At 49.0% G+C, this 19,606-nt stretch carries 17 protein-coding genes; 15 read left to right on the top strand and 2 right to left on the bottom strand.

Going from position 1 to position 19,606, the window contains the following annotated elements; genetic code table 11:
• The first annotated feature begins 541 nt into the window (after positions 1-541).
• From NKT06_RS29180 to NKT06_RS29115, 15 genes are all read left to right on the top strand, one after another.
• The gene (locus tag NKT06_RS29180; protein WP_253441485.1) at positions 542-1,678 is read left to right on the top strand and encodes a cobalt-precorrin-5B (C(1))-methyltransferase; all 1,137 of its coding nucleotides are present in this window, start codon (positions 542-544) and stop codon (positions 1,676-1,678) included.
• Positions 1,641-2,924 carry a precorrin-6y C5,15-methyltransferase (decarboxylating) subunit CbiE gene (cbiE, locus tag NKT06_RS29175; RefSeq protein WP_253441483.1) on the top strand — a complete coding sequence of 428 codons (1,284 nt, stop codon included), beginning with the start codon at positions 1,641-1,643 and terminating at the stop codon, positions 2,922-2,924. Before NKT06_RS29180 ends, cbiE begins: the two co-directional genes overlap by 38 nt.
• Before the next feature lie 86 nt (positions 2,925-3,010).
• Complete coding sequence (gene cobI / locus NKT06_RS29170; RefSeq protein ID WP_253441481.1) at positions 3,011-3,727, top strand: precorrin-2 C(20)-methyltransferase; 717 nt, start codon at positions 3,011-3,013, stop codon at positions 3,725-3,727.
• Positions 3,724-4,521, top strand: coding sequence for a precorrin-4 C(11)-methyltransferase (gene cobM, locus NKT06_RS29165; protein WP_253441480.1), 798 nt, complete (start codon positions 3,724-3,726; stop codon positions 4,519-4,521). The genes cobI and cobM overlap by 4 nt, the downstream gene beginning before the upstream one ends.
• The gene (locus NKT06_RS29160; protein ID WP_253441478.1) at positions 4,514-5,602 is read left to right on the top strand and encodes a cobalt-precorrin 5A hydrolase; all 1,089 of its coding nucleotides are present in this window, start codon (positions 4,514-4,516) and stop codon (positions 5,600-5,602) included. Before cobM ends, NKT06_RS29160 begins: the two co-directional genes overlap by 8 nt.
• A 461-nt stretch (positions 5,603-6,063) precedes the next feature.
• Positions 6,064-7,578, top strand: coding sequence for a cobyrinic acid a,c-diamide synthase CobB (locus tag NKT06_RS29155; protein ID WP_253441476.1), 1,515 nt, complete (start codon positions 6,064-6,066; stop codon positions 7,576-7,578).
• 153 nt (positions 7,579-7,731) lie between these two features.
• A complete protein-coding gene (locus NKT06_RS29150; protein WP_253441474.1) occupies positions 7,732-8,454 on the top strand; it encodes an SDR family oxidoreductase in 723 nt (240 codons plus the stop codon).
• Between the two features lie 43 nt (positions 8,455-8,497).
• On the top strand, positions 8,498-9,136 hold the full coding sequence (locus NKT06_RS29145) for a ThuA domain-containing protein (RefSeq protein ID WP_253441472.1): 639 nt from the start codon (positions 8,498-8,500) through the stop codon (positions 9,134-9,136).
• Between the two features lie 72 nt (positions 9,137-9,208).
• Positions 9,209-9,589 carry a phasin family protein gene (locus NKT06_RS29140; RefSeq protein ID WP_253441470.1) on the top strand — a complete coding sequence of 127 codons (381 nt, stop codon included), beginning with the start codon at positions 9,209-9,211 and terminating at the stop codon, positions 9,587-9,589.
• On the top strand, positions 9,590-11,260 hold the full coding sequence (locus NKT06_RS29135) for an ABC1 kinase family protein (RefSeq protein WP_253441468.1): 1,671 nt from the start codon (positions 9,590-9,592) through the stop codon (positions 11,258-11,260).
• A gap of 811 nt (positions 11,261-12,071) precedes the next feature.
• On the top strand, positions 12,072-13,523 hold the full coding sequence (locus tag NKT06_RS29130) for a SulP family inorganic anion transporter (RefSeq protein WP_253441467.1): 1,452 nt from the start codon (positions 12,072-12,074) through the stop codon (positions 13,521-13,523).
• 405 nt (positions 13,524-13,928) lie between these two features.
• Complete coding sequence (locus tag NKT06_RS31800) at positions 13,929-14,051, top strand: hypothetical protein (RefSeq protein ID WP_301290208.1); 123 nt, start codon at positions 13,929-13,931, stop codon at positions 14,049-14,051.
• Between the two features lie 944 nt (positions 14,052-14,995).
• Positions 14,996-16,582, top strand: a complete 1,587-nt coding sequence (locus NKT06_RS29125; protein ID WP_253441465.1) for a DEAD/DEAH box helicase — start codon at positions 14,996-14,998, stop codon at positions 16,580-16,582.
• Positions 16,583-16,812: 230 nt separating this feature from the next.
• Positions 16,813-17,376: a hypothetical protein gene (locus tag NKT06_RS29120; RefSeq protein WP_253441463.1), complete on the top strand. Its 564-nt coding sequence runs from the start codon at positions 16,813-16,815 to the stop codon at positions 17,374-17,376.
• A gap of 25 nt (positions 17,377-17,401) precedes the next feature.
• Positions 17,402-17,956 (top strand): hypothetical protein, encoded by a 555-nt coding sequence (locus NKT06_RS29115; protein WP_253441455.1) that lies wholly within the window; start codon positions 17,402-17,404, stop codon positions 17,954-17,956.
• Between the two features lie 446 nt (positions 17,957-18,402).
• Here the strand turns inward: NKT06_RS29115 and NKT06_RS29110 are convergent, their stop codons facing one another.
• Both NKT06_RS29110 and NKT06_RS29105 read right to left on the bottom strand, forming a co-directional pair.
• Positions 18,403-19,335 (bottom strand): hypothetical protein, encoded by a 933-nt coding sequence (locus NKT06_RS29110; protein ID WP_253441453.1) that lies wholly within the window; start codon positions 19,333-19,335, stop codon positions 18,403-18,405.
• A 2-nt stretch (positions 19,336-19,337) separates the two neighbouring features.
• A complete protein-coding gene (locus NKT06_RS29105) occupies positions 19,338-19,481 on the bottom strand; it encodes a hypothetical protein (protein ID WP_253441451.1) in 144 nt (47 codons plus the stop codon).
• Positions 19,482-19,606 lie beyond the last annotated feature (125 nt).

Genomic DNA, 19,606 nt, shown 5'->3' with positions numbered 1-19,606 from the left:
TTACAATTTTCGTTTGTGGAATATGGCCCAAATAGCCTCCCCTCGATTCGTTAAAAATGTAGATGTCATCTAAATGCATCCACTCTAATCGCATGACTGAAAGGGATCGCACGGGTAAGCACGGTTCACCGTCATAAGGTAATCAATCCACAAGTATCACCTACTAGCAAAAACGAGTAGCGGACGTACAAGCACAAAACCGCGTAACTACATTCCATGCCAAGTCCTATTGGCATGGAATGATCAGTTACCCAAATAAACCTCAGGGCATTGTTTAGCCCAAGAGGTGGCATTATGCACTGTGCCAGGTGGATGCAGAAGCAGGTAGCAGCGAAGGGGACGGAATCGATTCTGAAGAAGCGGAGCGGTCGCCTTTGTCTCCGGATTTCTCCCTTTTGGAAAAGGGAATCAACGAAATCTGGAGACAACAGCGATCATAAGAACGATCCGTACCCGTAGCGGTCACCCAAGCGCCAAAGCCACCACCCCGCACGCAGCGTAATGCCATCTAGCTAATTAAAGGACGGGAGGTTCAAAACCCATGATAGGCGGCAATACACCAGACCCCGACAAACCAATGCGTTCCGGTTTCACCACAGGAGCCTGCGCCACAGCGGTAGCCAAGGGAGCAACGCAGCTCCTGTTAACAGGTGTTATTCCGGCACAGGCCGTGGTTTCGTTGCCTGCGGGCTTTGACCACTCGTTCGAACTGATCGAGCAGGAATTGACCGATGGCGTAGCGACCTGTGCCACCATCAAAGACGCCGGGGATGACCCGGACGCCACACATCGGGCGAAGATCATCGCACATGTGTCCTGGCGGGACGAGCCGGGCATGGAGCTGGATGGGGGCATCGGCGTAGGCCGAGTCACGAAGCCTGGACTGCCCGTGCCTGTAGGCGAAGCGGCAATCAATCCCGTTCCGCGCCGCATGATTACCGAAGCCGTCACTCAGGTGCTCGCCGAACACGGCACAGCCAGAGGCGTGCGGGTCGTGATCAGCGTGCCGGACGGCGAAGAGATGGCGAAGAAGACACTGAACTCCCGTCTCGGTATTCTGGGCGGCATCTCCATTTTAGGTACACGCGGCGTGGTCGTTCCGTTCTCTACCTCTGCTTACAGAGCCAGTGTGGTGCAGGCCATCTCAGTTGCGCAGGCATCCGGATGTGAACATATTGTGCTGACAACGGGTGGCAGCAGTGAGAAATACGCCATGAAGATGATGCCCGAACTGCCGGAGGAAGCTTTTATCCAGATGGGGGACTTTGTTGGCTTTGCGATCAAACACGGTAAACGGTTGGGCATGAAACACATCACTCTGGTTGGGATGCCGGGCAAATTTGCCAAAGTGGCCCAAGGCGTCATGATGGTGCATTCCAAGAGTGCGCCGGTGGATTTTGGATTTCTTGCGTCCGTGGCCCGCGAGACCGGAGCCGGGGATGAACTGGCGCAAGCGATCGAGGAAGCCAACACGGCGACTCAGGTGGCAGATATGATGACCGAAGCCGGGTACTTGCCCTATTTTGAAAAGTTATGTACATACGCCTGTCGGCACTGTTTGGAACATGCTGGAGGCGGCGTGACGGTAGAAGTGGTATTGGTAACGATGAAAGGAATGGAACTGGGGAGGGCGGAAATCAGTGAACTCGAAGACAGCAACTGGAGCAAAGAATCGTAAAATCCGCATTATCGGCGTAGGTGAAGAAGGCGCGCCAGGATTAACAACGGATAGCCTGAATCTCATTCAGGAAGCAGATCTACTCGTTGGCGGAGAGCGCCAGCTACAATATTTCCCGACATTTGCAGGTGAGAAGTTAGCGATTAAGAGCGGTTTAAGCGATCTCGTTGTGAAAATAAAAGCGTTACAGGCCACACACAACGTCGTTGTGCTTGCCTCGGGTGACCCGCTGTTCTACGGCATCGCCGGGTATTTAGCGCGCAAAATCGGCCCGGATCAACTGGAGATCCGGCCTAATCTCAGTTCGCTGCAGCTGGCATTTGCCCAGCTTGGCGAGAGCTGGCACGATGCCGTGCTCGAAAGTGTGCACGGACGCCCGCTCAAGGGCCTCGCACAGCGCATCGATGGCAAAGCCAAAGTTGCGCTGCTCACGGACGAGCACAACAGCCCCGCTGCGATCGGGGCTTATCTGCAACAGTTCGGCATGACCGAGTATGATGCCTACGTTGCAGAGAACCTGGGTGGGGCAGACGAACGCGCCCGCCATTATACCCTCAACGAGCTGGCGGCAGCAGAATGCAGCCCGCTGAACGTCGTGATTTTGCTGCGCCGCAAGGATGCACCTGCGCCGCGCAAAGGCTTCGGGTTTGCAGATGAGGAATTCCATCAGCGCAAACCCGAAAAAGGCCTCATCACCAAGCGTGAAGTCCGCGCGTTCAGCTTGTCTGAGCTGAAACTTGGCGAGGACAGCATCGTGTGGGATATCGGCGCAGGTTCAGGCTCGGTGGCGGTGGAGTGCACGCGGCTGGCGCCGCGGGGCCAGGTCTTCGCCATCGAAAAGAACGAAGGTGACCTCGTGAATATCGAGGCCAACCGGATCAAATTCCGGACAGACTTCACCGTCCTTCATGCCAAAGCACCAGCAGGGCTGGACGAACTGCCGAATCCGGATGCGGTGTTCATTGGCGGCAGCGGCGGCGAACTCGCCCAACTGATCGCTTTGTGTGCGTCCCGGCTACGCCCGGAGGGACGCATTGTGGTGAATGCAGCGACCATCGAGACGCTGCATGACAGCATGAAGGCCATGCGCGAATCGGGCCTGATCGCCTCTGTGACGTTACTTCAGACGGCGCGCAGCAAGCCGATCCTGAACATGACCCGTTTTGACGGATTGAATCCGATTTACGTGATCACAGGACAGCACACAGTAACCGAAGAAGCGGAATCCGCAGACGGAGCAGAGTGATTTTTCAATGAACGAACAAGGGGGAGAATAGCATCAGCACAACAACAGGAAGTACGACAGGGGAAATTACAGATACAGATGTGTCGTTGAGCGCTAAAACAGTAGGTACGCTGTATGGCGTGGGTGTCGGGCCGGGAGACCCGGAACTGATTACCGTGAAAGCGTACCGGATGATCCGGGAATGTCCCGTGGTCGCTTATCCGAAGAAACGTAAAGGTGGCAAATCATACGCCCATGAGATTGTGGAACTGTATGTGAACCCGGAAGAAAAAGAGATGCTTGGCCTGATCTTCCCGATGACCAAGGACCCGGTTGTTCTTGAACGCGAATGGGGCAAGACCGTTGAAGCGTGCTGGGGTGCACTCAAGGAAGGCAAAGATGTTGCCTTTGTAACCGAGGGAGACCCGAACCTGTACAGCACATTTATTCATTTGGCACGTTTAATGCGAGAGCTGCATCCTGAAGTGCCGATTAGTTCGATCCCGGGCATCTCATCCGTATTGGGTGCAGCGGCAGCGCTGGATATACATCTGGCAGATGGAGATGAGCAGGTAGGCATTATCCCGGCTACGGCAGATAAAGAAGCGATGCGACAGGCAATTGAACATCACGATACGATTGTATTTATCAAAGTGGCGAAGGTGCTTGACCCGATGCTTGAATTGCTGGACGAGATGGGACTCGGCGGCAAAGCTTCGGTTGTCACCAAGGTCACTTCTCCATATGAACTGGTCTGGCGCGATGCCCGTGAACTGAAAGGGCAGGAGCTGGAATATCTAAGCCTGATGGTGGTGAGCAAATGAAGACATTGGAAGCGAAAGTCTACATTGTAGGTGCGGGCCCGGGCGATCCGGAATTGATCACGGTGAAAGGTTCCAACATTTTGAGAAGTGCAGATCTGGTGCTGTATACGGATTCCCTCGTGAACGATGAACTGATTGCAACCGCGAAGCCCGAAGCAGAAGTGCTGCAAAGCTCTGGCATGGATCTGGAACGTCAGGTCGAGCTGATGTGTGAAGCGACTCGTGCGGGTAGAAGTGTGGCCCGTGTGCATACGGGTGATCCGGCGATGTACGGCGCGATTCTGGAACAAATGGTCCTGCTGAAACAGCAAGGCGTGGAATATGAGATCATTCCGGGTGTGAGTTCGGTCTTTGCTTCAGCAGCTGCATTGGGGGCTGAACTTACCGTACCAGAACTGACGCAGACCGTTATTCTGACACGTGCAGAAGGCCGTACCCCAGTGCCTGAACGGGAGAAACTGCGTGATCTGGCATCCCATCACTGTACGGTGGCGCTCTTCCTGAGTGCAACTTTGGTGAAAAAAGTCGTGGTTGAATTCCTCGCCGCAGGCTGGAGCGAAGATACACCTGTGGCAGTCGTGCAGCGGGCAACATGGCCTGATCAGAAAATTGTACGGACCACGCTTGCCAATCTGGCAGCGGATCTGCGTGCGGCAGGCATTACAATGCATGCGATGATTCTGGCGGGCTGGGCGCTCGATCCTGACCTTGTGAATCGGGATGCCCACCGTTCCAAGCTCTATGATAAAACCTTCACCCATGGCTATCGCAAGGGAGTGAAGTCCGGTGAGTAATCCGTTTGCAGCCGTTGCCATCACGAAGCATGGTGTGGAGATGGTGCGTAATCTGGCAGGACAGTTCCAGGGTACAGACGTGTATTATATGAGCAAGTTTGCTCGTGGAGATGAAGAGCAGTTGGGTTATGAGCTGTTTGAAGGCTCGGTGAAGCTGATTTTACCTGACTTGTTCAAGCGATATAATGGCATCATTCTGTTTATCTCACTGGGTGCAGTTGTGCGGATGATCGCTCCGATCCTGGTGGACAAAAAAGTCGATCCTGCCGTACTGGTCATTGATGACCGCGGCGAAAATGTCATCAGCGTGCTGTCGGGTCATCTCGGCGGTGCAAATGAGTTAACACGTCAGGTCGCGGAAGTACTGGGCGCACGTGCTGTCATCACGACAGCTTCAGACGTGCAAGGCACCATTCCGGTGGACATGTTTGGCCGGGAGTTGGGCTGGATCGTAGACAGCTTCGACAAGGCGACACCTGTCAGTGCGGCTGTTGTAAACGAAGAACCTGTCGCCCTCATTCAGGAGACGGGGGAGAGAAACTGGTGGAGATATAACAAACCCGTGCCGGATCATATCCGTGTCTTCAACAGCCTGGAGGAAACGGAATCCTTCCCGTTCAATGCTGCGCTGGTCGTCAGCGACCGCCTGCTTTCGGCAGAAGAAGAGGAACGTTTTCTCACCAATGGTGTATTGTATCGTCCGAAAAGCCTCGTGCTCGGCATGGGCTGTAATCGCGGCACATCTGTAGAGGAATTGGAGCAGGAAGTCCTCACCACTCTGGAGGAGTTATCTCTTTCCGTGAAGAGCGTGCGCAACATTGCCACAATTGATCTGAAAAAAGATGAAGAAGGCCTGTTGGCCCTCTGCGCCAAATACGGCTGGGAACTCGTGACCTACACCCCTGCGGAACTGAATACAGTGAAGCTTGCGAATCCTTCTGAGACAGTGTTCCAATATACGGGAGCATATGGCGTAAGTGAACCTGCGGCGTTGCTCTCCTCCGGAGCGGATCATTGGCTGCTGGAGAAGAAAAAGAGCGGCAATCTGACGATCTCTGTAGCACGTGTTTTATTTGAGTAGAGTATGCATGAAGTGAAGCTACTTTACACAATAGCACTGCGATGACAGAATACCCTTCCAATCGCTGTTATCCCCGGATTTTTTTGATTCCCTTTTCAAAGGGTAAAATCCGGTGATAAGCGTATGCTTCCGATGTAGCTTTCTTTCAGAAAGCTTTTAGGCGAGATGATGCTTACGAAGTAGCTTTCTTTCAGAAAGCTCCGCTTCTTCAGGTCTTTTCTGTCCTCTCCGTTATTTTGTAAACATTCATTTCATGAATAAAGAATGTGTATTAATCTTGACCGCATCGCTATATGATGCGGTTTTGTTTAGATTATAGAATTTATACGTTTTCAGCGGAGCTAAAGGATTCGATAATCGCAAGAAAAGCAACAACTAACACACGAATGGTTCATCCTTGATAGTTCTTCGATCAGAAGCTTTTGTTATATAGAAGAAAAGACGTAAAGGTGGAGATGACAATGAGCATTGCAAATCGTAACGCCAGACCCCGACTGATCATCGCAGGCACCGGAAGTGGTGCAGGGAAAACGACAGTAACTTTGGGGCTGATGAGAGCACTTGCCCAGCGTGGTTTGAGCGTACAAGGGTTCAAATGTGGCCCGGACTATATTGATCCGACATACCATACCGCCGTTACGGGCAGACCGTCACGTAATCTGGATGCATGGATGACATCGCCTGAGTATGTGAGAGATACGTTCGAGAAGGCATCAGCAGGACATGATATCTCCATTATAGAGGGCGTTATGGGCCTCTACGATGGCAAAGATCCGCTCAGCAATACAGGCTCAACTGCAGAGATTGCTCTGGTCACGCAGACCCCTGTGATCCTGGTTGTGGACGTACGCAGCATGGCTCGCAGTGCGGCCGCGATTGTACTGGGTTTTCAACAGTTGGAGCCTGAATTAAATATTGCCGGAGTGATCGTCAACCGGTGTGGAAGTGCGGGGCATTATACCATTGTGAAAAAAGCCATTGAGCAGATATGCGGCATTCCGGTGGTTGGCTGGCTGAAGCGGGACGAAGACATGTCCATCCCGGAGAGACATCTGGGACTGGTGCCTGCTATTGAGCGCGGTGAGTTGGAACCGTTATTCCAACGTGCTGCCGATGTGCTGATGGAAGGCACTGATCTGGATCTTCTGCTGGATCTGGCAGCAAGTGCCCCGCCGCTAAATGCAGAAGAAATGAGCTCTTCAACCACTGTCCACACGAACTCAGATCATGCTGAATCAGGCTCAAATTACGATTCACATTCCGATTCAGTGACCTATGTTAATAATCGACATGTATCATATGCGGTACAGCCTGTTATTGCCGTTGCGCGCGATGCGGCATTTAATTTCTATTATCCCGATAATCTGGAATTGCTCGAAGCAGCCGGGGCTCGATTACAATACTTCAGTCCACTCGCTGGTGAAGATATTCCAACGGATGTCGATGGCATCTATTTGGGTGGTGGATTTCCTGAGGAATTTGCAGCGGAGATTGCCGGTAACCAAGGGTTCTTGGAAGGACTTCGACAGGCTGCACAATGTAACATGCCCTTATTTGCCGAGTGTGGCGGTTACATGGTGCTCGGGGAAACGTTAACCGACCGTGAGGGTGTCACCTTCCACATGGCGGGGATTATTCCTGCACAGGTGCAGATGCAGAAGAAGCGGGCTGCGCTCGGATACCGTGAAGCCAGTAGCATTCAGGATTCCTTTTTGCTGAAAAAGGGTGAAGTACTTCGAGGTCATGAATTTCATTATTCCACGATGACCTATCGTGATGAAGAAACGATCCCTTATGCGTATGAGACCAAGGGGTTACGTGGCCTGAAGCAAGAGGGATATGCCTCAGGCAACATCGTGGCCGGGTATACGCACGTTCATCTGGGCTCTTACCCGGCAGCAGCTCGAAGATGGGTGGAACATTGCGCGGCCTTTCGGCAGGAGCGATATGGGTCAGGAATAATAACAGAGCAATAAACCGCTCAATTCAATAAGCAGAATGGCTCTAATCTTTCTTTTACCTCATGAGTCTTTGGTCGTGAAGTTGGCGATCCCATTCTGAATTAAAGGTTTTCAGATGAATATGTGGAATGAATAAAAGACAGAATCATTTTGCGAGGGAGGGACATCATGATGAGAACCGTATGTGTAACGGGAGCTGCTCGGGGATTGGGACTCGCTTTGACGGCACAGATGCTGAAGAGAGGGTATCTCGTGTATGCGGCCGGTCTGGACGTGGAAGATTCCGAGGGAATTCGCATGCTTGCAGAAGGATATCCTGACCATCTGCGTGCCATCGAATTGGATATAGCGGACGACCTGTCGGTGGCTCTGTTCACGGAGACATTGAAGCTGGATACGAATCATTTGGATATGCTGATCAATAATGCGGCTATACTAGGGAGTATTACGGATCATATCCGCGGGCCGTTAAATATGGCGGAGATGGCTGAAGTATTTAATGTGAATGCCTTAGGTACACTGCGTGTGACTCATTCCCTGTTCCCCCTCCTTCTTCAAGGACAGGTCAAGCTGATTGTTGATATCTCTTCTGAGGCTGGAAGTATAGAGCAATGCAGTCGGGATGGGTGGTATGCCTATTGTATGTCCAAAGCTGCTTTGAACATGCAGGCCCGTCTTGTGCACAATGGTCTGAAGGATGAAGGCGGACAAGTGATGCTTGTGCATCCCGGTTGGGTACAGAGTTATATGCGGGGCGAATTGGATGCTTCTGCCGATCTCACGCCCGAGCAATCTGCACAGCATATCGCAGTACTTATCGACCGCCATGAACAATTTAAAGGAGATCAGCCCGCATATGTGGACTACAAGGGAGAGAAGCTCCCCTGGTAGTTGGTTTTATACAGTGAGGTGAACAAGAAAGGAGATTGATTGAATGGATCAACGTAAAAAAGCATTGCTACTAGGCGATTATACACATCCGGACTGGCACCCGCTTCAGGGTGTGGATGCGGAGATCAGCCGGATTTTCCATGATACGATGACTGTACAATGCAGTGAGAATCGAAATATGTTGCTGCAAGAAAATATAACCGGATTTGATGTGTGTATCTCATACATGGACGATTGGAAGGGTAAAGTCTCTCCACAGCAGACAGCAGGTTTGTTGTCCTATGTGAGTAATGGGGGTGGACTGGTCATTATACATAATGGCATTTCGCTCCAAAATCGTTATGAACTCAAACAGATGATCGGTGCCAAGTTCCTGCATCATCCGGCTTATGCACCACTTGAATTCACTGTAACGGGAGAAAGCCATCCCGTGACGGAGGGCATTACGAATTTCACAATGGAAGAAGAGCCGTATCAGTTCGAGTTTGGTTCTTTTGCCGAAACGAAGATATTGCTGGAATATCAATCCGAAGATGGACCGAAGCCTGCGGTTTGGGCTCATCGATATGGGGTTGGACGTATTGTTTATCTTATGCCGGGGCACCATGTACCGTCTTTTGCACACGAAACGTACCGCAAGTTACTTCTGCAAGCAGGTAAATGGGCTGCACGTTACGTCTGATCGGACTGACATTTTTGCATGCGGAGTATAAGGGGTATAATATAAAGATCAACGAAGAGGAGGATGACAAAAATGAGCGATTTGTTCAAAAAGGCGATCTCGTTAGGGCTTGGACTTACTGTCGTAAGCAAAGAAAAAATTGAGAAAACCGTGGATGATTTGGTCAAGCGCGGGGAACTTGCGCCCGGTGAATCCAAAGCTTTGGTTGAACGCCTGATGGAACGGGGCGATGAAGAGCAAGGCCAGTTCAAGAGAGTGATTCAGGAACAAGTCAAGCGCGTGCTTCAGGAAGCGGGTGTGGCATCCGAAAGCGATGTAACCAGTCTGGAACAGCGCGTTGCCGTTCTGGAGAAAAAACTTGCCGAACTGGGCCACTCACCACAGCTTCAACCTGATGAATCCCCGGCTCCACTTGAAGTTCCTCCTCCTCTCAAAGGAAACGAGATCGAGTAGATGGCAGTGCGAATCAAACATGTCGGCAGATACCGTGAAATTGCCATGGCGCTTGTGCGTCATGGCTTCGGTTATATGGTCGAGGAGCTGGGGTTGTTCCAGTTGCTGGCTCTGCCCAGACGGTGGATGTCTCGTGAAGCACATACCACCAAAACGCTGAGTGAACGCATCAGGCTTGTGCTGCAGGAGCTGGGGCCAGCTTTCGTCAAGCTGGGGCAACTCGCAAGCACAAGGGCAGATCTATTGCCTGAGTCTGTCATTCGCGAGCTGGTGAAGTTGCAGGATCAGGTCCCGCCGTTCTCTTCCGAGACGGCACGGGGTATTTTGGAACAGGAATTGGATACACCGCTGGAGGAGATCTTTTCCCGGTTCGAGGATACCCCTGTAGCTGCGGCCAGCATTGGACAGGTGCATCTGGGCAAACTTCGAAGCGGTGAATCGGTAGCCATCAAGATTCAGCGGCCAGGTATATCGCGTATTGTGCAGCGTGACCTGGATATTTTGCGTGAGCTGACAGCCATGGCCGAGAAGCGCTGGGATTGGGTGAAGCAATATCAGATCCCGCAAATGGTAGAGGAATACGCTCAGGCATTGATGGCCGAGCTGGATTATACGGTCGAAGGACGGAATACGGAAAAGATTGCACAGCAATACCAACAGGACAACAAGGTGAAAATTCCGGCAATCTACTGGGATCAGACGTCGTCACGTGTGCTGACTATGGAGTATATCGAAGGTATCAAACTCAATGATCGTGAAGAACTGGTCAGACGCGGCCATGATCTGAACAATATTGCTGAGCGGCTGGTGGACTCATTATTGAATCAGATCTTTATTCAGGGTTTCTTTCACGCTGACCCACATCCGGGCAACCTGATGGTATTGAAGGATGGACGTCTTGCCTTTATAGACTTCGGCATGGTGGGCAGTCTGAGCGATGAGATGAAACAGCAGCTTGCTACGCTTATTATTGGGTTAATGCGCAAAGATACGGACAGTATGATCCGGGCCATAGAGAAGCTCGGCATGATGCCGGATGACATGGATCTGCGTGGGCTTCATGTGGATTTGGACAAGTTGCGTACCAAATATTACGATATTCCCTTTTCCAAGATTAGTGTGGGTCAGGCGTTAAACGACTTGTTCGGCGTAGCCCAGAGGCACCGGGTGGTCATGCCCGCCGATATTCTGTTACTTGGTAAATCGTTGCTGACGATGGAAGGTGTGATCGAACATCTCGATCCTTCCCTGAGCATTGTAGATATGGCCGAGCCCTTTGGGCGGAAGCTGATCAAGGAACGTTTTAGCGCAGGAAGAATCAAGAATCGGTTGTTCCGCAGTGCGGCTGATATGGCCGAAAGTGTCATCGGTCTGCCAGGGCAGTTAAGGCAGTTATCATCCATTATTAGCAAAGGCAAGCTGAGGTTGGAGATCAGTGTCCCTGAACTGGATGCACTCATGCGCAGAATGGACCAGATTAGTAATCGGCTGTCCTTCAGTATTGTGTTACTTGCCTTTTGTATCATCATGGTGGGTTTGATTATCGGTTCGTCAATTAGTCATCAGTCCACGATGCTGTGGGATATTCCGGTCATTGAGATTGGTTTCCTGGTGGCGATATTGATGGTGGCTTTCCTGCTCTATTCGATATTCAAATCAGGAAGATTCTAGCATAGTATCGCGAGAATACCCGTAAAGAGACTTTCTTCAAAGGATCTTTGCGGGTTATTTTTTGAGAAAACGAAATGATTGAAGAGAATCGGAGGGCTCACTGTGCGAAAAATGATCATCAACCTGGTTTTAACGTTTCTAACCGGTCTGTTGGCTTATTATGTTCTGACTCGGACAATAACATTGGATGCGGTATTCGTTAGTTTATCGGCAACAGTCTTTGTAGCGATAGTATATCTGGCGCTTTATTGGATTAAGAAAGCTCGTGCATCTAAAGATAGACATGTATAACGCTGTTGAGAAAATAGAAAACTATATTGCTGTATAGCTGTTAAAGTTTTATGAGTATAGCATGGGAGAGTAAATGATAGGAAAATTAAGATAATTAGAGATAAGTGAATGTTTTCCCAGTGAAATTGTATTAGTGATTATTACATACCCTGACTATAATAATAGGTCAGTACAATAACGGACCCGGTTTTTCTGAGAGAGGGAAACCCATGGGCATCTGGAGCAGACCAGGATGTCACACAAGGAAGATAACTGATCGTTGTAACGGAACAGAAGCAAAAAACACTGGAACGGAAAACAGACATGATGATTCATCCAACTATCCATACGATAGGGGTGGTGAATGAGCATGTAACTTAGATGCATAGGCAATTGTGCGGAGAAGATTCCGCTATTTTGTGCTGTCTCACACACTTTTATTAATTACTGAGTGTGTTGATCAGTGATGAATGCTTCCGTTACGCTTCAGGGTCATCTTCCAATTTGAGTAATGACATGTAGGAGGAACGGTAGAGAACATATGAATACTTTAAAACAACAATGGTTTGGCAACATTCGTGGAGATGTCTTAGCAGGGATTACGGTAGCGCTGGCGCTCATTCCGGAAGCCATTGCTTTTTCCATCATTGCAGGAGTCGATCCCATGGTCGGGCTGTACGCTTCGATTACCATTGCGATTGTGATCTCGATTGCAGGGGGAAGACCCGGCATGATCTCGGCGGCAACCGGTGCCATGGCGGTACTGATGGTTGGACTCGTCAAGGATTATGGGGTGGAATATCTTTTTGCCGCTACGATTTTGACGGGCATTATCCAGTTTCTGCTAGGCATATTTAAGGTTGGGCGATTTATTACGTTTGTGCCTCATTCGGTACTGACCGGATTCGTGAATGCACTGGCTATCCTGATCTTTATGGCGCAGTTAACTCACTTCACGGGAGCGAACTGGATTATGTATGCGATGGTGGCGGGCACGCTGGCGATCGTTTATATTTTGCCGCGGTTCTTCAAAGGCGTTCCGGCTCCGCTGATTGCAATCATCGTGATGACGATTATTACCCTGGTGTTTCATCTGGACGTAAGAACGGTCGGCGACATGGGGAATATAACGAGCACTCTGCCGATGTTCCACTTGCCGAATATTGCATGGACTTGGGATACGCTGATGATTCTGCTGCCTTACTCATTTACCATGGCATTGGTTGGGCTGCTGGAATCTCTGCTGACCGCAACCATCGTGGATGAGATGACTGAAACCAGGAGCAGCAAGAACCGTGAGGTGCGTGGTCAGGGTATTTCGAATTTTGTGAACGGCTTGTTTGGTGGTATGGGCGGCTGTGCGATGATCGGGCAGTCGGTCATTAATGTGAAGTCTGGTGGGCGTGGAAGATTGTCCACGTTCACTGCGGGTGCGTTTCTTGCGATCCTGTTGCTGCTGTTCAGCGGTGTGGTGAAGCAGGTACCGATGGGTGCGCTCGTCGGTGTGATGTTTATGGTGTGTATCGGAACGTTCGACTGGAGTTCCATCAAAAATATTGCCCGTGTTCCGCGGGCGGAAGCCTTTGTCATGATTGTGACGGTGGCGATTGTGGTCTATACCCACGATCTGTCGATTGGGGTCATCGTCGGCGTTGTGCTCAGTGTGCTGCATTTTGGCTGGAAACAGACCAAAATCCGCGTACAGGCGAGCCAGGAACAAGGGCAGAAGGTGTACCGGGTTCACGGACCGTTCTTCTTCGGTTCTTCGTCCCGCTTCGTGGATGAGTTTGATGCAGAGGCTGACCCGAAGGAGATCACGATTGATTTCGGAGGTTCACATATCTGGGATAACACTGCGGTTGTGGCTATTGGCAAAGTGAAGTTCAAATACGCTAAGCTTGGGAAAACGGTACACCTGCGAGGATTGAACGAAGAGAGCTCCCGTATTCTTGAACGGAGTGGATTTGCCACAGCGAGCGGGCACGGTTCGTAATTTGGTTGAACGAAGGTGCAATGTCGGAACGCTAGTTAAGCAGACAAGGTGAACAAGGTAAAAAAGGTAAAAAATGAACAGTTCAGTGAATCTGGAATAAAGGATCTGAACAAGCAAGGTTAAGAAGTTATGAAGGTTATTGTTCTAAAGTAGTGGTGAGCAGACGTGCGACAGCCATATGTAGTAAACGTGCGATAGCCCTATTGCGATAGCCCTATATAGTAGACAACATAAAAAGTTTTTTATCAGCGACGCACTTTTTCCCAATGTAATTCGGGGAGAAGGCGTCGCTGTTTTTATTTAGAGGATATGGTGTGTACTGCGAAGTAGTGGTAGTTCTTATAGCAGTATAGATAGTTATAGTAGTGATAGTTTTAGTAGAAGTATAGGTAGTGTTGGCTGTTTTTGGTTGATAATGTTGGTGTTGGTGTTGGTGTTGGTGTTGGTGTTGGTGTTGGTGTTGGTGTTGGTGTTGGTGTTGGTGTTGGTGTTGGTGTTCTAGCTTTTGCAGTTGATGTTCTGTTCTAGTAGAAGTTGTTATTGCTGTAGCTGATGTTATTGTTCTTAGGCTTGTGTCCTTTTACTGGTCTGTACGTTCTAACGAACCTGGCACGTCTTATATGGGGGTATTTCATGTTTTCGTTATTTTAACGAATCTCAGACATCTTATTATGCTGATTTCACCTATACTGATGCCGTTTCGCGGGTATATCCGAGTAATAAGGTGACTGGAGTTCGTTAGAAAATCCAAACGGCTTTAATTGGCGTAATAGGGTGTCCTAGATTCGTTAGAATTAGTGGTGCGTGGGAATTGCATCGTTAGAGCTATTTTTGAACTGCGAGAAATCTTGAATCTTGATCCCAATGTACAGAGTGATTCCAGGTACCTTTAATTCCTGAACTTTCGCAAAATCGCTTCCTTTTGATCTGTTTTAGGATGACCTTCACAACAATTTATAGAATCATAGCAGCAATCTCAACGCTATCTCTAAGCCTATCTATCCTAGGGTTATGAACATAACGATCCATTACATCCTTCTCATGGAGTACCATTATCAGGTAACTGCTATGCCCTCAGCCTGACCACGTGCATTCAAATTCCCAACCCCATCCACAGAGTCCGAGTCATATTTCGAGCTGGCAACTTAGGTTGCTCCATTCATCATCATTTTCAGAGAGCACCTGTAGTTCATCTCATAACCGACCTTAAACTCACTTGGTTGATACAAGTTACGCTGATCTTTGGGTTTTGTGCTACAAGTTGGGGGTGTAACGCTGTATCCCCTTTTGTTTTGCTTGACTAACGTGTAAACTACAGGGTATGGAGAAGAAGAGCAACGAGTGGATTGCTTTTTAAAAAATTCATTTCATAATCATGATTGAACTAAGGAAAACTAGTCTTAATGGCAGATACTGATACTTAAGTCATTATGAAATGGACTTATCTAAATGAATATACAGAGGTGTAACGATTGGCAAACTTTGAACAACTGGGCATTCGCCCGGAATGGTGCGAGATCCTGAAACATCAGGGCATCGCCGTGCCGACTCCGGTACAGGAACGTTCGATTCCGGTACTGCTGGGTGGACGCGATATTATCGCCGAGGCACAGACAGGCACAGGGAAAACGCTGGCTTTTTTGCTGCCGATTATTCAGAAAATTAATGTATCTGACCGTTCGCCGCAAGCGTTGATTATCGCGCCTACGCGTGAGCTTGCGCTGCAAATTACGGAAGAAGCGAAGAAGCTAACGGCAAACGACGATAAACTGCACGTACTTGCCGTATACGGCGGGCAGGATGTGGACAAGCAACTGCGTAAATTGCAGAACGGCACCCAGATCGTGATTGGTACACCGGGTCGTCTCCTGGATCACCTGCGCCGGGGCACGTTGAAGCTGAATAATGTCAAAAAACTGGTGCTGGATGAAGCCGACCAAATGCTGCACATGGGTTTCCTGGACGATGTGGAGACGATTCTTAGCGAGCTGCCACACAAACGCCAAACGATGCTGTTCTCAGCAACGATGCCGAAGGGTATTCGCCACTTGGCAAAGACCTACATGAAAGATCCGGAAGATGTAAAAGTATCCTCCCAATCGGTTATCCCGATCAAACAAATTCGCCAGCAGGTGCTGGAATGTACGGATCGCGGCAAGCTTGAAGCACTTCGCGGCATGATTGATACGTATCGCCCATACTTGGCGATAATTTTCTGCCGGACCAAGCGTCGTGCATCCAAGTTGAACCAAGATCTGCGTGAAGCAGGTTATGCAAGTGATGAACTTCATGGAGATCTGTCCCAATCCAAGCGTGAGAACGTCATGAAAGCGTTCCGCGATGCCAAACTGCAAGTGCTGGTTGCTACAGATGTAGCTGCACGTGGACTTGATGTTGAAGGCGTAACGCATGTATTTAACTACGATATGCCGCATGATGCGGAAAGTTATATCCACCGGATAGGTCGTACGGGCCGTGCAGGCGGTACAGGCCTTGCTGTAACCTTTGCAACAGAGCACGACAGACCGGAACTTGCACGTATTGAACAAGGTATTGACCAAAAGCTGTCCCGTATCCAGTGGACGAGCGAAGGTCCAATTGCTTCAACAGGAGCAGCTAGACGTTCCATCAACAGTCAGGGGGATGACGAACGAGGCGGACGCTCTTCCGGAACAGGCAGCGCCCGTCGTGGTGCAGGCCGTAACGATCGCAGAGATGGCGGACGTGGGGGGCGTGGTTCCCGCGGTGGCGAAGGTGGACGCAGTGGTGGTCGTAGCGGCGGCCGCAGTGGCGACGAGCGCAGCGCAGGCCGTGGTTCCGCGCGCAGCAGCGACAGCAGTCGTAGTGCAGCAGGCCAAGGTGGCCGCAGCAGTAGCCGCGGTGCGAGCCAAGGCGGACGCAGTGCGGGCCGCAGTGGCGATGAGCGCAGCAGCGGCTGGGCTGGCCGTAGTGCTGACAAGCGCACCTCCGGGCGCAGCAGCGAAGGCTCTCGCCGTCCGGAATCCGCAGGACGCGGACCGGCGAAGGGCGACCGTCGCGATTCTCGTCGCGGACGGTAAAGCATATTATTATATTCATCGCAAGATTTCGGTGCAAGTGGCGATACATGATAGTTGAATCAAGAGACGCTATACTAGTGATAGCGTCTTTTTTGTACCATTTTGGATATATTGAACTATACATAAAAAAGATATTTAGGTAGAAAGTTTCATGTAAAATAATAAAAAAAATGGTGTAATATTCCATTATACTGCTAAATGTAGTAAAAACAATTATTGGAGGTTTTTAAGTGTCTTTAATAAAATCTAAAGTATGTACATCATTTTTAGCAATATCGTTAATGGTTGCAGGTCTAAGTTCTGCTTATGCAGAAGATAGTGTTAATGAAGCTTCTTTAGGGCAAATTGGAGATGATGGTGTTAGTATTATGGCTGAAGCGGAGTACCCAGGAGCAGGTACATACTACAAACCCGTATCTACAGAGAGAATTGAGGATATCGCATTTGAAATGGACGTTGAAAATATAGGTGCAATATCAACTACAGTAGTAAGAAGCGTAGCGGTTCGGAAATTTGCTCAATTGTCGATAGGTGGAGAAACTGAATTGGGCATAATGGGACAGAAAGTCAAGGCTACCGCCAATGTTAGCGCCGGTGTGGATCAGACAGTAACAACAAGTGTTACTTGGAATGTACCACCTAAAAGTAAATATACGATCAGGGCTGGAAGCTATGTCATCAAAACCAACGGTTATTTAGAAACAGCAAATTCTGGAGGTGTAGTTGTTAGTCAAAAATACACTACAGGCAAATGGACTACCAAAGATCTGGTTGATGGTAAACCGGCTAAATGATATTTGGAGGGAAAAATAAAGGTTTATGAAATTTTTATATATTTTAATTATGAGCAGCTTGATACTTGCTGGCTGTAGCAGCACGAATCAAGCTGCTCCTTCTAAGGAACTTAATCAAGATGGCGATGTCTCTCAAAATCCTGAAATAACTAAGGAATATCCATTCTTGACAGGTGCTCATTTTGAAGGGGATGAAAAAGGGTTTGTCATAAAGGATTTTGCTATAACATATGACAAGGATAAAAATGAAATTGTTTTTAATAATATTTATACATTTGGCGATAAGTCCAGACAATATCTGCTAAGTGGAGATCATGATTACTACATCTATGTATCTATACCAGAGCGATTAACAACGTACTTTACTGAAACCGAGACTGACCCAGTAAAAGGCCCAAGTTTGGTTGAAGGTGAAAATGCTCAGTATCAGGTAGAACTAAGAGCTTCATTAAAAAATGGGGTTTCAAACCAAATTATTGAATCTATTTTGAAAGAACCATTGGGTTTTTCTATTACTGTATATGAAGATCCTGAGTATCCAGCAAAACGTATTATAGGTGTCTATGATTTTCATGAGTAGCACTAAATCTGTATATTATTGAATTTATATGAGAGGGCTCGGGTACAGATGTACCGAACCCTCAAGATCGAGGGTCGCGACGTAAACCACGTCGCTGCCCTTTTTCAACAGGACAGATGATCGTTTGCACTTATTGTTTTTTGTCAGCTGTGAGTGTCTGTTTGCGTGCCAGCTTGATTCCATGGAACATACCATTCAGGTATTCCCCATCTGGTTTTTATTTTTTTCGTGTACTGCATATACATTTGGGAGACTTCCATAAAATTCAAAACACCTCATCCTAGACCTAAGGATGGGGTGTTTTTGGATCATTTCTTATATCATTAGAAGCATAAGCTTTGATTCGTGGTGCTGACGCGCATGCAGGGGTGAGTGAAATTGTATTCGTCTATATACACGGAGTGAGTTTGCACTAAATTACGTTTTACATTCCCAGCATACCATGCCTAAAACTGAACATCTGCGTACTGATCCCGATATTTCTCGTTATACACCCGGCCCACCGACTCCGCCAGTCCTCCGCGTGCTTTGCTCGGATAGCGTTCAATCGTGTGATAAAGTCTCATGAATCGATCTTTGGGCATAAAGCGGGCGTAGCGGGTAATAAGACTAGGGAATAACTCAATATATTTGCTCTTGCGAACGGCAGCAGCAGCAACGGCTGTAAGAATCTGAATTCCATTGTGTAGCTGTAAAATGTTCACTTCATAGGTAGCGATATAACGAATCGCGTCTTCTCGGATCAAATCCGGTTTGAGCCGTGCAATCTCACCGATATATTCAGCGAGCAGCCGCTCGAAGCTGTGCAGCAGCAAGGGCTTGAGCTGCAGATCCATATCACTGCGCAGGACAAAGGATTGTAACAGCGCAACCTGTTGCAGTCGAATTCGGTCATTGTAGACGAGTGAGCCGATCTCGCGGAGCATCTCATAGGCCAGTGCTTCATCCTGCTTTCGGGCTTCGGCGACGAGGGCCCAGTTGCGGTTAATGCCCTGACGGATGAGTTCCTCATCCTGTTGCAACGTGCGCTTCAACTCGCGCTGCTGCTCTACCTCGAACGAACGTTTCTGCATGAAGATCAGTAATGCCAGAAGCAACAGGGAAACGCTGGCTGCCGCCATGGTCTGATCTATGGTCTCACCAAAATAGGTGGCCGCTGTACCGAACAATATCGTAATAAACAGGTCGCGTGCAATTCGGCGTTTCACACGGGAAGTCGCTTTCTCCTGAACGGAATACAGGGTACCCCTGCCACAGGCTGTGCACTCATCTTCCCACAGGCAGGTATACTGTCCACAACGTGTGCAGACTTGCAACTTTTCATAGGCATAGGTCGTTCGATGAAATGGTCTTATGGATACGACTAGTTTAGTACTCATGCTCAATCACGCTCACCATTCAGAATAGTGTAGAGGGTACGATCCGTGTCTTCGCGGGAGACCGCTTTCCGCCGATGAAGCTGGAGTGCAATTACCTTTATGATGACAAAAAGAAACAATATGGCGAGGCATCCGTATGTAACCATAATCCGTTCCCTTCTATGGCTTGGTGAACAAGCGCTGTTATATTGCAGTTTGCTGGCAATAACTATATCATATTTCCATAGTTGGTACTTTTGTGCCAGTTCAAGGCATGAAATCGTCGATTTTT

The sequence above is a fragment of the Paenibacillus sp. 1781tsa1 genome (assembly GCF_024159265.1).
Lineage (GTDB): Bacteria > Bacillota > Bacilli > Paenibacillales > Paenibacillaceae > Paenibacillus.
Note: the sequence above shows the minus strand (reverse complement) of the source record. Positions and strands in the feature narration are given on the sequence as shown.

Bases quoted from the DNA above. Each gene is read 5' to 3' on its own strand.
- NKT06_RS29135 (WP_253441468.1), top strand. From the start codon at position 9,590: ATGGCAGTGCGAATCAAACATGTCGGCAGATACCGTGAAATTGCCATG.
- NKT06_RS29155 (WP_253441476.1), top strand. From the start codon at position 6,064: ATGAGCATTGCAAATCGTAACGCCAGACCCCGACTGATCATCGCAGGC.
- cobM (WP_253441480.1), top strand. From the start codon at position 3,724: ATGAAGACATTGGAAGCGAAAGTCTACATTGTAGGTGCGGGCCCGGGC.
- NKT06_RS29105 (WP_253441451.1), bottom strand. From the start codon at position 19,481: ATGGTTACATACGGATGCCTCGCCATATTGTTTCTTTTTGTCATCATA.
- NKT06_RS29130 (WP_253441467.1), top strand. From the start codon at position 12,072: ATGAATACTTTAAAACAACAATGGTTTGGCAACATTCGTGGAGATGTC.
- NKT06_RS29180 (WP_253441485.1), top strand. From the start codon at position 542: ATGATAGGCGGCAATACACCAGACCCCGACAAACCAATGCGTTCCGGT.
- NKT06_RS29145 (WP_253441472.1), top strand. From the start codon at position 8,498: ATGGATCAACGTAAAAAAGCATTGCTACTAGGCGATTATACACATCCG.
- NKT06_RS29150 (WP_253441474.1), top strand. From the start codon at position 7,732: ATGATGAGAACCGTATGTGTAACGGGAGCTGCTCGGGGATTGGGACTC.
- NKT06_RS29110 (WP_253441453.1), bottom strand. From the start codon at position 19,335: ATGAGTACTAAACTAGTCGTATCCATAAGACCATTTCATCGAACGACC.
- NKT06_RS29140 (WP_253441470.1), top strand. From the start codon at position 9,209: ATGAGCGATTTGTTCAAAAAGGCGATCTCGTTAGGGCTTGGACTTACT.
- NKT06_RS29115 (WP_253441455.1), top strand. From the start codon at position 17,402: ATGAAATTTTTATATATTTTAATTATGAGCAGCTTGATACTTGCTGGC.